Below are 15,843 nucleotides of genomic sequence, written 5' to 3'. Positions count from 1 at the left end.
CACCAAATAAAATCAACTTCTATGACTAAATTGTCGGCTATAAAAATAAAGAACCAAAACTAAAACAGAATTCGATATTAACATAGAATGAGAAACACTTAAGAGTGATTTAGAGCTTGAGTAAAACAACCAGAGAACATAAACGAATGAGGCAATGACACTCATAGTTGCTATAACTTTAGTTTTGCCATGATAAAAAAGATAATTAACTAAAGCCAAATAAGGGATCAACAATATGAACCCAGAAGAGAAAATAGGGATGAAAACTCTAGCTTCTTCGAACTCAGTACCTAACAGCCATCCAAGGAAACCAATTGGAACTAACTTAATTAAAAAAAAGTATGTTACTGGCAAAAGAGATAATGAATAAATGACAAACTTATTTAAATGCGAAAAATTAACCCTCTTATTTTTTAATGCACTAAAATAATAAGGAACAATTGCTTTATTCAAAGCCATAAGAATAACAAAAATCACAGATGAAACTTGATAAGCAACTGCATACTTCCCCAAAACATCAGATGAATATGAATTATAAACAACGAACCGGTCAAATTGACCCTTTACTAAAATACTTAATTGATGAATTATAAGCGGTATGCCAAACGAAATTAAATAAAAAAACAACTTCGTAGTCACTTTAAATTTAAAGCCAGAGCTAGTTATCTTTTTAAGTGTATAAATTGAGGAAATAAACACAGAAAAAAGAGAGCATAATATTAAAGAAAATAACACTGTTCTTATTGAAACATCCCAAAACTCAAACAGCAAATAAGTAAATAAGAAATACGAGAAACTATATATAAACTGCAATATAAAATATTCTTTTGCATCTTTTTTGCATTGTCTAATGGTAAGTTGAACCGTAAAAACAAATTGCAAAAAACTAATCAGGGCACAAACAGCTAAAAGTAAATAATTAAATGCAATGGATATTACTAAAAAAAATATAAGTATAAAAAAAGAAAATATATAACTTGTAAAAACTAAAGAATCTAAATTTCTAGTACCATATCTAAAATAATATCTAGAAATAGCACCCTCTTGGCTGAAACCAATAAAGATGACAAAAATGGATATATAAAGTTGATATATTGATAACTCACCAAAACCTGAAGACTCCAATTTTCGAGTTAAATATGGAAGCATCATGAATGGTATTGATTTTGATATCAACTCCCCCAATAGATATATTGCACTATCCTTAATTATCTTCATAAACCAAAATACTTATTCATAATTCACTACTAGAGGATAACAAAATACTATTAACTTCAGCAATTTTTTTTAAAACAACTACAGAATCCTCTCCAATTAATTGATCAAAGTATTTAGCATTTAATTGTAATTTTTTCAATGAATTTGAATAATCACACTCACAATAACTAAAGCAACTAATATCAATGGCTATATCATTCTCTACAAAGTCGAAAAAATCAATTGTATCTGGTTCTATATAAAGTAAAGGCAACACATTATTCCGAAGTGCATCAAGTACAATACCAGAAGAAACAGTTATCAAATATCTTGATCTAGATAAAAAGTCAAAAATATTGTTGCTAGAATCAGAAATTAAAACACCCATTATTTTACAAAGATTCAAAATTTGTTTCCTGTTTGTCTGTTGACGATGAAGACGAATATAAAAAACACAATCGACAGGAAATTTATTTTTTGCACTTAAAATTAATTCTTTTAAACCATCAATACTTAAGGTGTCATTAATAGCAATATTTACTCTATTTTCAATCACCCTCATCTGATTATGCTCTTTTAAATTAACCAATCTGATTGCGCCAGTAATATAAGGAGTACATTCTTGTAATGGTGAAATAGAGTTATAAACATCTAAAGACTGCTTTCCATCTAAAAAAGCAATATCAAAAACATTGATATCGGGAAAGAACTTACTAACAGAGCTATGTTGAATATAAGCTGTCTTAATATTAAACTCTTTAGCTGCCAATATTATAGATCTAATTTCAGGACTATGATCATTAGCAACAAATATTAATCCAGGTCTATTTTTCAAAAAAAAACAATAGAACTTTACATAATAAAATAATGCTAAAATCATTTTATCCCCTGATGAAGAAAATAGTTTTTTAGTTGTTAAAAAACCAACATCAAAAATAGAGATAACAAATAAATATATATATATAAAAGGTAAAGCCATAGAGGACTTCCACAAATTTAAAGTGGAGAAGTAGTCTGCATCAAGTCCTTTAGTCAATGTTACACTAAGTATTTTATTACCATCACTAACGGCATCTATAGATTTTTTTTGATTTAGAGTTGAATATATCGACAAAATAGAACCGTCATCCACACATTTAAGCTCTTGCATTTTAGATGCAAGAAATGAATTTTTTATAATATAACGTATAGGCAACAATGATCTTAAAAAGACACTATAGAAAAATTGTTTTTTCGCTATAGTGCATTGAAAAGCTAATTCACCACTATTATTGCATGTTAATATTTGATTACTGCTTTTAGATATATAATAATACTTCAAAATAAAACAGAAAAAATTTTTAAATAATTTAATTTTCATTCTAAGAAATCACATTAAGTAAGCAATATTATATAATATTGCTTTTAAATAACTCTTAAACACTACCTGACAGGTATTAATTTAGCTTTCAGAGCATTCCGACAATCATCTGGAGTGTAATCAGTAAAATGAAATATACTTGCTATACCGATACCAGAAATTTTAGTTTCAGCAACTAATGCTGCATCAATTGGGCTACTTACACCTCCTGCATAAATAACAGGTATAAATACAGAATCGGAAACCAATTCAGCAAGATGAATATTTGCACCAATCATAGTTCCGTCACGACTAACATTATTTACTAATATTTCACCTGCACCAAGTTTTTCTACCATTTGAATCCATTCAATTAAATCAAGATCCCTTAGAATTACACCTTTATTGTAGATGTAAAAATTACCACCATCCTCAATAACATCAATAGATACAACTACGCATTGCGCGCCAAAAATATCCGATGCTTCTTTTATAAAATCAGGATTTTCTAAAGCATAACTATTAATAGATATTTTATCCGCACCTTTAGCAAGTAAATCTCGAATATCTTTTATGGTTCTAATGCCACCACCAACAGTAAGCGGCATAAAGCACTCTTGTGCAATTTCAGCAATTGTAAATTTATCAATCGACCGCCCTTGCTTTGATGCATCAATATCCAACAAAACCAACTCATCGACATTACGGGTATTATATGTTTTGGCTACTGTTATAGGACTACCTAAGTTACGTCTAACATTAAAATTAATTGTTTTTAAAACTGAAAAACCATCAAGTAAAACAATTGGTATTATTCTCTTTCTCAACATAATTCGATAAAATTCCGTAAAAATTGAATGCCCACTTGCTGACTTTTTTCTGGATGGAATTGTGCTCCATGTATATGTTCTTTATTAACGTAGGCTACAATATTTTCTCCATAGTTAGTATAAGCTATTTTAACATTTTCATTCTCTGATATTCTCATCGCGTAACTATGAACAAAATAAAAACAGCTGTTGTCATTAATATTTTGAAAAATTGGTATATTATTAGAGTAAACGTCATTCCAGCCCATATGTGGGATAATTAATGTTCCATTTAAATTATCGATACGCTCGACTGTAGCATTAATAAATCCAAGTCCCATTGTACTTCCACCTTCAACGCCTAAGGTAGCCAATAATTGCATGCCTACACAAATCCCGAGTACTGGTACTTTATTTATTAATACATGCTCATTTAAAGCTTCCGCAAAACCTGATTTATGCATTTTTTGGGCCGCGGCAGAAAAACTGCCGACCCCTGGAAGAATAATTTTACTGGCACCAATTAGTTGCTCTGGTAATGTAATTAATTCAAAATCAACTCCAATATGCTTAATAACTTTAATTACACTACCAATATTGCCAACTTCTAGATCAACAATTTTAAGCATTTAATTATCCTGGGAAGTATTTTCTGATTAAATTTCCATGAGAATCTTTACAGAGCTCGCCAGTATCTTCATTCCGTTCAAATATCATTTTATTTGTAAATCTATCTAAATTACTTAAAAACTCAGCTTCTGTTATATCTAAATAGGTTAAAAAGTCAGGAACATATTTCCATGGAATAGTTCCTTCAGAAGACTCTTTCAAAGCTTTTATACCTTCTTCACGAGTCATTCTTCCAGCTCTTATTTCGATACAGATTTGATCTGTTGCTCTACCATAACCATATTTAATAAATTTCATATAATCATGTAGACCACCTATCCATTTACAATCTAGATTTTCAATATCGTTAAAAGCACCTTCAATTGGACCGTCAGGATTTTTATTCCAGCCTAAGCTACAACATAAATCGACATTACGTTTTGAATCCCACTTTTCAAAATAACCCAAAAATAGGCCTGTTACGCCTACACGGTTTACATCTTCATCACTTGGATATAGCAGCGTTTGAATATTTTTCAATTCAACACCATCATGGACTACATCAGATAATCGATGCCCGCTCATTTGGAATTGTTCAAGCCAATTACGGTCTAAAAAGTTATTTTCTTTTTTAGTAGCGGGCCCGCCATATTCAAATTGCGAATTTTCACCCCAAATCAGTAATGGAATATTATAATTAACAGCAACACGAACTGGTGCAGTAAAAATGCCGATATGCTCAGGCCAACAACAATCACCTAGTTTGAAAAAACCGATTCTAACTAACTCTTTATAATGTTTTCTATTACCAGAAATTTGTATTAGATCAAAACCTTGGTCACGTAAAAAGTTTAAATTTTGAATGCCAACTGGAGTTAATTCACAAGGAGTATGAGTAACGCATAATGGATTCATTCCATACTTATCTCGCATGGTGATCGCCTGATAACAGCTATCTTTTCCACCACTAACTGGAATAATACAATCGTATTCACTTCCATCTTTGCTTCGATATTTATCTAATATTGCTTTAAACTCTTCATCACGCTTAGACCAATCGATTGTTACATGTTTGTCTACAGCGGAATGGCAAGCGTCGCAAACACCATCAGTAAATACTTGCTCAGGTCTAGTAGCTGGCATAATACATTTTTTACAATATTGCATATCTTTCCTTAAAACGATTCAACTATAAATTAATTTTTGGCGATAAATTCAGCTTGAAGTGCTGTACCTTTTTCGACGAACCTGGATGCTTTTTTACCTAAAATATCCTCTAAAAATTTCGGCGCCATACCAAACCCAGGACGAATACTACGTACGTTATTCATTGTAAAGGCTTCACCCACATTAATGTCTTTAACAACATAAAGCGAACGACGAAATTTCACGTTACCTTTTTCAGCTTCGGTACGTTCATAGTTAACTTGCCCCATAGCCTGCCATGCTGTTTTAGCATCTTTGCATAATTGAGCTAATTCAAGTGGCTCTAATGAGAAACTATCATCTGCACCACCACCGTTACGGTCCATAGTCACATGTTTTTCGATCAGACAAGCACCTAATGCAACAGAGGCTACTGCCGTTGCATTATCAATAGTATGATCTGATAAACCTGATAACACTTCAAATCGCTGGGCAATGTCTGCAATTGTTTTTAGATTATATTGGTCTGCTGGAGCGGGATAGCCACTAACACAATGCAATACAACTAACTCTTTACATCCGTTATCACGAGCAGTTTTAATCGCTTCAGCAATCTCTTCTTTATTGGCCATGCCAGTAGACATGATCATCGGTTTACCGGTTTGCGCCACGCGCTTAATTAATGGCAAATCAATCAATTCAAAAGAAGCAATTTTATATGCTGGTGCATTGAGATCTTCTAATAACTCCACCGCAGTAAAATCAAACGGCGAACTAAATATAGTAATGCCTAATTCTTTAGCTTTTTCAAATAGAGGTTGATGCCATTCCCATGGCATATGAGCGCCTTTATATAGTGCATACAGACTTTGCCCATCCCATAAACCACCACGAATTTGAAATTCTTCTGAATCGCAGTCCATGGTAATTGTTTCATGGGTGTAAGTTTGTAACTTTATAGCATTTGCACCAGCCTTTTTCGCCTCTTCCATAATTTGAAAAGCACGGTTTATGTCACCATTATGGTTAGCTGATAATTCAGCGATGATATAAGGTGGATAATCGGGCCCAATCTTACGGCCGTCGATAGTGATATACGGGTTCATAATAATCCTATTTCATTCGGTGGCGAATAAATTCTTGTTGGGAAATTCGTTGATAATTCGCTTTTTCAAATAAAAGCTGTGATGGTTTATTTTGCTCTAATACCGTTGCGTGTAAAGTAACATTCGGATGAATTAAATCTGCTAACATTAATGCTGCTTTAGCAACACCTTTACCATAATGTTCTGGTGCAATAAATATAGATACCAGATAATGTGAATCTTGTTGTTTATCTAAACGTAACACACCGACGGCTTGACCTGATAAATTGCATCTTACTACATAGAAAAAATCATCAAGACTCATTAATTTATTTGCCATCCATGATGCATGTTCTTCCCAGGACGGTGCCGAAGTAGTTAATGCATATTGTCTAGTATTTGGATGACATTGCCACTTATATACAAGTGTAATATCAGCTGAAGTTGCTAGTGTAAGTTGATATCTTTCGAATGGCTCAGCTAAAATCATCTGCTGGAGATTCAACACAACACGTTGTGTTCCTTTTCCATCACAAAGTATTAAATTATTTTGATGGTATGTTTTCCAATCATTAATTAAAGTTTCAAAAGATTTTACTAAATCGTGCTCTATATTATTTAACGTTACTGCAATAGCAGCTTTATGTTTAACAAGCTGAGCGGTGATTGTTGTTTGATTGTCAGCTAAAGGAATAATAATACTAGGAAGACCTAAGCAAGCACGTTCCCAACTTGTCGTACCTGGTGCCCCTATTGCTATATCATGTTCTGACATCAACAAAGCCATATTATTACTAAAATCGCAATGGATAATTTCATTGTGACCACCGCACCATTCTACAACTTCTTTGTAGTGTGGAGCTCGTGGACTTAACAATACTGTAATATTACCTTGAATTTTACCAACTAAGCACTTCAAAACCTTTAATGTTGCATTAGGAGCGTCAACTCCCCCCATTGAAAGCAAAATTTTTGGAGTACTACTTGGTGGTACTTTGGCAAACGCCTTAGCTCGAAATGAACTAAATGTCGAAGTTAACAAGGCATAATTAGTACCCGCTAGGATATTAGTTTTCGTTTTATATTCTTCTGCTTTTCGACCTAAAGTTTGGTCAATAATACAATCGGCACAATGTTCTCGGACAAGGTCGTCAATAGCAATAATCTTACAAATAAGCGCTGCTTTGACTTTTTTTTGCCACTCCAAGCCAATGGCGTAATGGTCAGTTATAACAATATCAGCGCTGTCAACTTTCGTTATAAAATCATCCGCATCTAGATTTATGCTACGTTGAAGCCAACCAAGGTAATCAGCACCATCAACCGGAGTTATCGGCGATAAAACAGAAGTAAGCTTAATAACGTGAAAGCCTCTTTCTTTAATGTAAGCAATCATATCGCCCTGTTGAGGCAAGCATGCAAAGCTAACATTAGAAGCAATTTTTTTTAATGCATCTGCCAGAACAAGACACCTCATAACATGCCCGCTGCCGATCCAAGTAGATGCGTCAACACGAAATACAACTTTCATTAATAAACTCGAAGTAGGTAAGGTCTAAACACGTTGATCAAGTAAGCTATAAAGTGCTTCAGCAAAAAGCCAATCTTCTGGTGTATCGATATCTTGCACTCTAGTTCTAGGCAGTATAACCACACGAGAATGAGGAGCAAATATTGATTTTCGCTCTAAAAAAGCTTCTGTACGTCCCCAATAAAATTGCCCTGCATCATGATAAGCTTCATCTAAATCTTGCGAGCGAACTTGCTCTTGGCTAGCATCAAACATTGATACGGCCCCATGATTTGAAAGCTTGATAGCACGCTGAATTGGGAAAGAAAATGCTGCGGCACTAAAAGTAAATTCAACATTGCACTGCTGTAACTTTTGATAACCTTCAATAAGGTATTCTGGTGTCACAAAAGGTGCTGTCGCATACAAACAACATACCGCTTTAATATCCCAACCTTGCTGTACAAACCATTCAATAGCATGTTGCATTACATCCATAGTCGTTGCGTGGTCATCAGAAATATTAACAGGCCGTAAAAATGGTACTTCAGCTCCATATTGTTTTGCTACCGCAGCAATTTCCATATCATCTGTAGAAACTATAACTTTATCGAAACAAGCAGATGCCAAAGCAGCCTCAATCGAGTAAGCAATCATCGGCTTACCATGGAAAAGTTTAATATTTTTACGCGGAATACGCTTGCTACCACCACGAGCGGGGATAATTGCTACTTTCATATTACTCTTTTAGTATTAGGGTCAATACACGTACAACTTCATTTTGCTGTTCTTCACTCATCGAGTGGAACATAGGCAGTGAAATTGCTTCTGTGTAATACGCTTCCGCTACTGGAAAGTCACCAATTTTAAACCCCATGCTTTGATAATAGGGTTGCATATGAACAGGTATATAATGCAGATTAACACCAATACCATTATCACGTAATGCTTCAAAAACTTCTTTATGCGACTTTGATATTGCGTCCAATTGCAAACGAATTACATATAGATGTAAACCAGAATAAGTACCTTCCAACTGATAAGGTAAAGTTATCGGTAAATTATCCAGTAATTGATTATACCGTTCAGCAAGACGATGACGAATAGTCACGAAATCATCCAAACGCTGCATTTGTGAAACACCAAGAGCTGCTTGCAATTCTGTCATACGGTAATTAAAACCTAGATCAATTTGCTCGTAATACCAGCTACCATGAGATTCGCTGTTCATTTTATCAGCATCACGAGTAATACCATGACTTCGATAAAGCGCCATTTTTTCACTTAGCTCTTGACTATTTGTCATAACCGCCCCACCTTCTGCAGTGGTAATAATTTTGACAGGATGAAAGCTAAACACAGTAATATCTGAATAATCACATCGGCCAATTGGCGTATTGAGATAACTACCACCAATTGCGTGAGAAGCATCTTCAATTATTTTAAACCCATATTCAATCGCTAATGCATGGATTTTTTCCATATCGCATGCTTGCCCACACAAATGAACAGGTACAACTATTTTAGGTAAAGCGTTATCTGCCTTAGCCAGGATAAGTTTAGCTTCTAATGCACTCACACTCATATTGTAAGTGTGAGGATCAATATCCACAAAGTCGACACTTGCGCCACAATATAAGCCACAATTAGCTGACGCAACAAACGTCACAGGTGTAGTCCATAGTCTATCCCCTCGCCCCAAACCCAGCGCTAAGCAAGCAATATGCAAAGCAGAGGTAGCACTATTAACAGCAAGTGCAAATTGAGCACCAGTATGAACTTTAAGTGCAGCTTCAAATGCAGGAACCTGTGGGCCTTGAGTTAAAAAATCTGATTGTAAAACATCAATCACAGCATCAATATCTTGCTGCGAAATATCTTGTTTACCATAAGGGATCATAATATATCTCTTCCTTTAAATACTAAGCCGTAAAGTTAGGATCAACATGTTCAACAATCAGTTTACGCAGTCCTTCAACGGTTTCCCATTCTGTATTAGTGCCCGAGTTATATTTAAAACCGAACGGAACTTTTTCAGCCTTATGATGCAACATGTATTCTGCTTCAGTATACGTGAACGAAACTGAAGGTAATATTGCGTAATATTTACCTAAATCGATTGTATTTAGCGAGTCGGTATCTGTAATCATCTCTTCGTGTAATTTTTCTCCTGGGCGAATACCCACCACTTTAGTTTCACACTCAGGGGCTATAGCCTTTGCTATGTCAAGAATTTTATAAGAAGGAATTTTAGGTATGAATATTTCACCTCCTAAATGATTTTCTAGGGCATACATGACCATATTTACGCCATCTTGCAAAGAGATGTTAAATCGAGTCATCTCTTCGTGAGTAATTGGTAATACGCCTTCCTCTTTCTTATTCATAAAAAATGGAATAACAGATCCACGTGAACCCATTACGTTTCCATAACGAACCACACTAAAACGAATATCTTTCGAACCCTTGATATTATTAGCAGCAGCAAAAAGTTTATCTGAAGCCAGTTTGGTAGCACCATACAAGTTAATTGGTGCACACGCTTTATCAGTTGACAGTGCAACAACATCATGAACGCCGCATTGAAGAGCGGCTTGAATAACATTCTCTGCGCCGTCAATATTTGTACGAATACATTCCGTTGGATTGTATTCTGCAGTATCAACCTGTTTAATAGCGGCAGCATGAATAATTACATCTACACCTTCACACGCTTGCTTGAGACGATTTTGGTCTCTCACGTCACCAATAAAAAAACGCAGTTGAGGAAAGTCTTTTTGAGGATAATTTTGGCGAATTTCAAATTGTTTTAGCTCATCTCGAGAGTATATTACAATTTTTTTAACATCTTTATACTGCTCTAATATAGTTTTAATGAACTGCTTACCAAATGAACCTGTACCACCGGTAATCAAAACAGTTTTATTATTTAGCATTGTTTATTCCATATTTATTTAATATCAAAATTTAAATATTCTTAATCTCAGTTTTTAAAGCCATCTAAAATGCTTTTTCATTTTCATACTCTATCATTTTACTGTTTACAGCACATCACAGAGTAACTAACTTGCGGGTACCAAACTAGAAATGAAAGAACAGAAGTAAACTGTTATTAAGTTCTTAGTCTTTTCTTATAAAATGCCGAACCAACACAAACATCACGCCTAACATACCACCAAGCAGTGTAACTAATACGCAAATTAGAGCGCGTTTAGGCTTTGCTTTTTCTTCTGGTACTAGTGCTGGATCTATCGTCTTAAATACATATTCATCACGCACTTCGGCAAACATGATAGTTTTCGCTTGTTCTTCTACTAGCTTATACAAAATGGTTCGAATATCTGCCACATTAGTTAAAGCAATTTGTTTATTTAAAAACTCACTGCTACGATTCGCCTCAGCAACGTCGCGGTCTTTCATCACTTTGTTAATATCTTGGATTAACCAAGCAACCCACTGCTGTGCAACAGCTGGTGATAAATGCTCAACTGAAATAGTGACCATTCCAGTTTCTTTGGCTTTATTAACAGCAATCATTTTGCTAAAGACTTTATAGGCCTCCTGCATTGATGGTTCTGATTTAAATGGCGCTTTAGCTTCACGTACCCAAGTTTTGGTTTGTCCATTGTAAAGTTCAGGATCATAAATTAATTTATCAGTATCCCTATCCCATTTTTCGACTGCCATTAAATCAGCGAGGATATTGTGTCTTTGAATAAAATCACTGGTAAATTGGCGAGACTTTAATACCTCAATGGCCAATTCGGTTTTATCTGTGCCGCCTTTACTACCAAGATTCACACCAGCAAGGCTTGCTAGCCCACCAAACTGTGAGGCTAATGCACTTAAACCACCGCCTTGCTCTTCAGATGCAGGGGCTAATAAAGCTTCGGATTTATAGATATTGGGTTGTTTTATGGCAAAAATAACCGCACCAATAGCGAATACAGCTGTAATCGCAATAATCAACCATTTACCTTGCCAGATGACAGAGAATAATTCACGAAGATCAATTTCGTCATCGCTTGTGGTTTGAGGGAATTGCGCGTCTGTTTTATATGTATTTGGATTTTGAGTAATTTGTGTGTTCATTGGTTCTTCAGATTCTAGATTCTAGTACGCTGCGCGGCGAGAGCGCTGCGCTTCTATAAAGGCAAAAGCTAAAAGCAAAGTAGGCTGCGCATTGACAAAGCGCTACGCTTCTAGATTCTAGAGCGAGCGCGAGCATCCTAGTAGTTGCGAAGCAACGTTCTAGAGGCTGAAGGCCGTCCTAGAGACACGCAGTGGCGTCCTTCTTTGCTTTTACTCTTACTTTGCTTTTGTTTGATAATTGCACCTAAGATTTTGGCTAATTCTTTTGCCTCTTGGACCATAAGTAATGCGGGTTCCCTTGCCAAATATCCAACTTCAATACCTATATAGAGTTGAGTGACTAACTCACCTAAAGAGCCTTTGGCGTAGTACAAAAAGCGAATTTGCTCTTTTAGTGTTTCACGCTCTTCACCTTATTCGGTACATCCATGTACCTCACCTCTTCGAGGCCGATGAAAAAAATCACATCGTTCAAAAGTTGCTCCTGCACTTTTGTCAGCAATATTTGAAGGGACAGATAACCCTGAACGAGTTATTTGATCTTTAAAACCCCAATTACTTACTGATTCTGTCACTTGATATATTTGACAAGATAATCGCGAGGCTCTTTTCCAAACATCCAGTTGTTCGAATCGCATGAGAGCTCCTTAAAAAGCAGAGCGGGCTTCGCCCTGCGAGAAAAAACAGAGCGTTGCTGCGCACCTTCTAGAGTCTAGATTCTAGAGCCTAGAGCGAGCCTGCGAGCGCTCTAGTTTCTAGCAGCAGCGATTTTTGCTGCGTTCTCGCAGTTGCGAAGCAACGTTCTAGAGGCCGAAGGCGCTCCTAGATTCCAAGTTCTACAGCCCTGCGATAACGGATACAGCGACGGCGGTGTTATAGATAATACCCGTGATCTGTGTCCAGAGACTTAGGTTATCTTTATATTCCGTATCTAATGGCACAATAATGGTATCACCCGGTTGTAACTGGTCTTCACTAGTAAACCAACTCGAACGGCCAGGCATGAGTACAGAACCATTTGCTTGGATAACGTAAGTGCGGTCTTCATCAGCACGTTTACGCGCACCACCGGACATAGCTAAATATTGGTCTAAAGTTAAGCCATCTTTAAATCTGTGAGTTGCTGGGTGCTGAACCTCTCCCATCACTGCAATGGTTTGTTTAGTCGATGGAACATAGAGGATATCGGCATCTTCAAGCTGTATATTCGCTTGTTCAATTCCTAATGAAATTGCCGCTAAATCGACAACAAGACGTCCTACGGCTTTTATATTTTCTAAATCGGCCAACATCAATTGCGCATCAGCATAATTGACCATAGTGCCATCCTGCGATACACCTCGTGTGGCTATATCTCGACGCAATTGATCGGCTAACTTTTTAATCTCAATTTGCTCTTGCTTACGAACAGATTCGCGCACAAATACGGCTGATGGCAAATAAGCATATTCAGTAAATCCACCCACACGAGCGATTAAATCGTTTAGTGTTTCACCGCGGCGGATATTGTAGCGTCCAGGGAATTTTACTTCGCCTCGGATTTCAACAACTTTAGATTCTTGCCAATCAGGAGTCGTCATCACTGTTAGCATGTCACGCCCAGTTAAACGGATATTGGCACTTTCGATTCCTTGCAAAGCTTGTGTTAAATCAAGATTATTATGCTTAATTCTCGAGCCATTGATATCGGTTGAGGTAGTTGTTAATTCAGCTCTAGCGGTATAAGCACCTTCTTTTAAACCACCTGCAGCGATCACTAAATCATTCACCCGAGCACCCACAGTCAGTGGATATACTCCTGGCTCTCTTACCTGTCCATCAATAGCAACTATTTGAATACCGGAGCCTGCTCGCCCTTGGCTATTTAATTTAACCATTACTGGGTAGAGTAACTCTTGACGGCCCATCTGATTACTGAGTTTAAGCAGTTCTGTATCGTCAAATAAATTAGCCAACATTTTATTGACTACGCCTTTAACAACTTCAGCCTCTTCAGACTCTTTCTTATCTGTTAGTACTACACCAGCAAGATCGGTACGTTGCGATAACTTAGTTTTATCGAGTTGAACAAAACCGGCTTTAAATAAATCTGAACCTAAAAGATTACTTGTATTTAAAGAAGTGACTTTTTCAACACGCTCTTTTACTAATTTATTTAACTCATAGCGATTCTGTATATCATCTGAAAAATTAAACAGGATGATTTTATCACGCGCATTTAAGCTAAGATCTTGGCCACTTTCTTTAGCACTAATTGCTTTCCCTGGTGAGAATTGATGCACTTCAATATCACCGTATTGATTCACTTCACGGATCACAATTGCGTAATCGAGATCAGCAGAAGCAGCTAAGTCTCCCCACAGAGAAGGTAATACGTCACTCACTTTTTGACCAGCAAACCATTGATATTTACCCGGACGAACAACAGCCCCGGCTATAGTGATGGCACTTTCGTATTGCTCCGACGCACTTTTTACACGAACAATGTCACCTGCTTTGGCTGGTGTATTTCGACCTTGCTCAGAGGTTAAGTCTACGTTAACTATGGTTTTCAAAGATTTACTATTATAACGCTCTATTGAACTGCTTTTAGGATATGCTCCTGTATTTAACCCAGCGGCCATTGCGATAACGTCAGCCATGCTCTCATTGTGTTTTAGCTCGTAAATGGCTGGGCGTCTTACTTCGCCAGTTACGCTTACAAGGCCGCCGATAGAAGGAATAAACACCACATCACCAGAATGGAGTCTTAAATCCCCCGATGCATCACCTCGCATTAACAGGTCATAAAGATCTAAAGTACCAACTAGCTTGCCATTACGTTTCAGCTGTACATTACGTAATGAACCGATCTCGTTAACACCACCAGCGACAAACAGAGCCTGAGTGATAGTTGATAAACTTGAAACCGTATACGAACCAGGTTTATAGGCATCACCTGCCACAAAAATGCGTATCGAGCGCAACTCACCCATAGTGATGTTGGACTCAATACCTATCATTTGCTCACTAATACGCTGGGATAAAGAGTCTCTGAGCTCAGAGAAACTAAGCCCCATGACAGGTATTGGACCTAGCTCAGGGAACTGGATAACCCCCTCACGGTTAATGACGAGGTCATACTCTTTATTTTCTTTACCATAAAGCTGAACTTTAATGTTATCGCCTGGACCGACGAGGTACTCTCCCGGAACCGGTACATCTGACACAGGTGCAAATGTGCTTGGTTCACCAGCAAACATCTCATAACCGAAACGACGCAATTTTATTTTGCTGGGATCTTCAGAAAAATCTAACTCCGCTTTAGCCGCTTTTTTATCGGCATCTGAAACACGAGGATTGGTATCTCTTTCCCCTACGACTTCAGGATTTGTAACCTGAGTTTGGGCCTGAGAGCCTGAAAGCATATTAGGATCAATACCGTATTGCTTAGCAAGCCTTGCCTGTTCAGATTTCGGTAATTGCTTGAACTGCTCAATCATTTGTGGAGATGGCGTAACGGCATGAACCTGAGCGCCCATCAATATTGTGGCGCCAAGGCCTACTATGATGAATTGTTTGATTTGTTGTAACACCAGATATCTCCGATTGGGTTGAAAACAGGGTGTCGCAGAGCGACTTTTAGATTCTAAAGGCACCATAATACTATGGCTGCTAGGATCTAGAACGCTTCGCAGCGAAAGCCGACAAAGCAAGAACTGAAGTATTTACGGATAACGGAATGTTCGCGAGCTCACTTAACGCTAAGGATAAAGCTAAAAAGCAGAACGCCACCCAGTTAAAACGTCCATTACACAACTTTTATAATCTGAGATGCAGCAGTTTTTATTGCATCACAACAGGCCGCCCTAATTTCTAGCAATGAACCTGCGAGCGACCTACATAATTTTTTAATGTTGAGGTATGCAACTGGTGCGCACATCGTTGCGGGCCTAACGCCCTTCGGCGCTAACTTAACAAATGAAACTATTCATTCTTCAACTATATCCCTCTATAAATGCCAGTTCGGCATATATGGACCCATCCGGTTTGCAAGACATTCGATAGCGATTTTGT

General features: G+C 36.9%; 12 protein-coding genes and 1 pseudogene. All 13 read right to left on the bottom strand.

Annotation, left to right across the window (positions count from 1 at the left end; all coding sequences use genetic code 11):
• Positions 1-12: 12 nt before the first annotated feature.
• Complete coding sequence (locus AAA952_RS17665; RefSeq protein ID WP_113940958.1) at positions 13-1,218, bottom strand: oligosaccharide flippase family protein; 1,206 nt, start codon at positions 1,216-1,218, stop codon at positions 13-15.
• A 16-nt stretch (positions 1,219-1,234) separates the two neighbouring features.
• The gene (locus AAA952_RS17660) at positions 1,235-2,557 is read right to left on the bottom strand and encodes a hypothetical protein (protein WP_338258719.1); all 1,323 of its coding nucleotides are present in this window, start codon (positions 2,555-2,557) and stop codon (positions 1,235-1,237) included.
• 62 nt (positions 2,558-2,619) lie between these two features.
• Positions 2,620-3,366 carry an imidazole glycerol phosphate synthase subunit HisF gene (gene hisF, locus AAA952_RS17655; RefSeq protein WP_113940956.1) on the bottom strand — a complete coding sequence of 249 codons (747 nt, stop codon included), beginning with the start codon at positions 3,364-3,366 and terminating at the stop codon, positions 2,620-2,622.
• Positions 3,360-3,974 (bottom strand): imidazole glycerol phosphate synthase subunit HisH, encoded by a 615-nt coding sequence (hisH, locus tag AAA952_RS17650; protein WP_113940955.1) that lies wholly within the window; start codon positions 3,972-3,974, stop codon positions 3,360-3,362. The genes hisF and hisH overlap by 7 nt, the downstream gene beginning before the upstream one ends.
• 4 nt (positions 3,975-3,978) lie before the next feature.
• A complete protein-coding gene (locus AAA952_RS17645; RefSeq protein ID WP_113940954.1) occupies positions 3,979-5,121 on the bottom strand; it encodes an N-acetyl sugar amidotransferase in 1,143 nt (380 codons plus the stop codon).
• Positions 5,122-5,150: 29 nt separating this feature from the next.
• Positions 5,151-6,206: a pseudaminic acid synthase gene (gene pseI, locus AAA952_RS17640; protein WP_113940953.1), complete on the bottom strand. Its 1,056-nt coding sequence runs from the start codon at positions 6,204-6,206 to the stop codon at positions 5,151-5,153.
• Positions 6,207-6,213: 7 nt separating this feature from the next.
• Positions 6,214-7,716 carry a UDP-2,4-diacetamido-2,4,6-trideoxy-beta-L-altropyranose hydrolase gene (gene pseG, locus AAA952_RS17635; RefSeq protein ID WP_330148311.1) on the bottom strand — a complete coding sequence of 501 codons (1,503 nt, stop codon included), beginning with the start codon at positions 7,714-7,716 and terminating at the stop codon, positions 6,214-6,216.
• Between the two features lie 24 nt (positions 7,717-7,740).
• Positions 7,741-8,433: a pseudaminic acid cytidylyltransferase gene (gene pseF / locus AAA952_RS17630; protein ID WP_113940951.1), complete on the bottom strand. Its 693-nt coding sequence runs from the start codon at positions 8,431-8,433 to the stop codon at positions 7,741-7,743.
• 1 nt (position 8,434) lies between these two features.
• Positions 8,435-9,595 carry a UDP-4-amino-4,6-dideoxy-N-acetyl-beta-L-altrosamine transaminase gene (gene pseC / locus AAA952_RS17625; protein ID WP_113940950.1) on the bottom strand — a complete coding sequence of 387 codons (1,161 nt, stop codon included), beginning with the start codon at positions 9,593-9,595 and terminating at the stop codon, positions 8,435-8,437.
• 22 nt (positions 9,596-9,617) lie between these two features.
• The gene (pseB, locus tag AAA952_RS17620; RefSeq protein ID WP_113940949.1) at positions 9,618-10,631 is read right to left on the bottom strand and encodes a UDP-N-acetylglucosamine 4,6-dehydratase (inverting); all 1,014 of its coding nucleotides are present in this window, start codon (positions 10,629-10,631) and stop codon (positions 9,618-9,620) included.
• A 184-nt stretch (positions 10,632-10,815) separates the two neighbouring features.
• Positions 10,816-11,787, bottom strand: a complete 972-nt coding sequence (locus AAA952_RS17615) for a Wzz/FepE/Etk N-terminal domain-containing protein (RefSeq protein WP_113940948.1) — start codon at positions 11,785-11,787, stop codon at positions 10,816-10,818.
• Between the two features lie 137 nt (positions 11,788-11,924).
• Positions 11,925-12,425: pseudogene (locus AAA952_RS17610) on the bottom strand (four helix bundle protein).
• 198 nt (positions 12,426-12,623) lie between these two features.
• Positions 12,624-15,362 (bottom strand): SLBB domain-containing protein, encoded by a 2,739-nt coding sequence (locus AAA952_RS17605; protein ID WP_113940947.1) that lies wholly within the window; start codon positions 15,360-15,362, stop codon positions 12,624-12,626.
• Between the last annotated feature and the right edge of the window lie 481 nt (positions 15,363-15,843).

This window comes from Shewanella sp. M-Br (assembly GCF_036245925.1).
In the GTDB taxonomy this organism is placed as follows: domain Bacteria; phylum Pseudomonadota; class Gammaproteobacteria; order Enterobacterales; family Shewanellaceae; genus Shewanella; species Shewanella oncorhynchi.
Note: the sequence above shows the minus strand (reverse complement) of the source record. Positions and strands in the feature narration are given on the sequence as shown.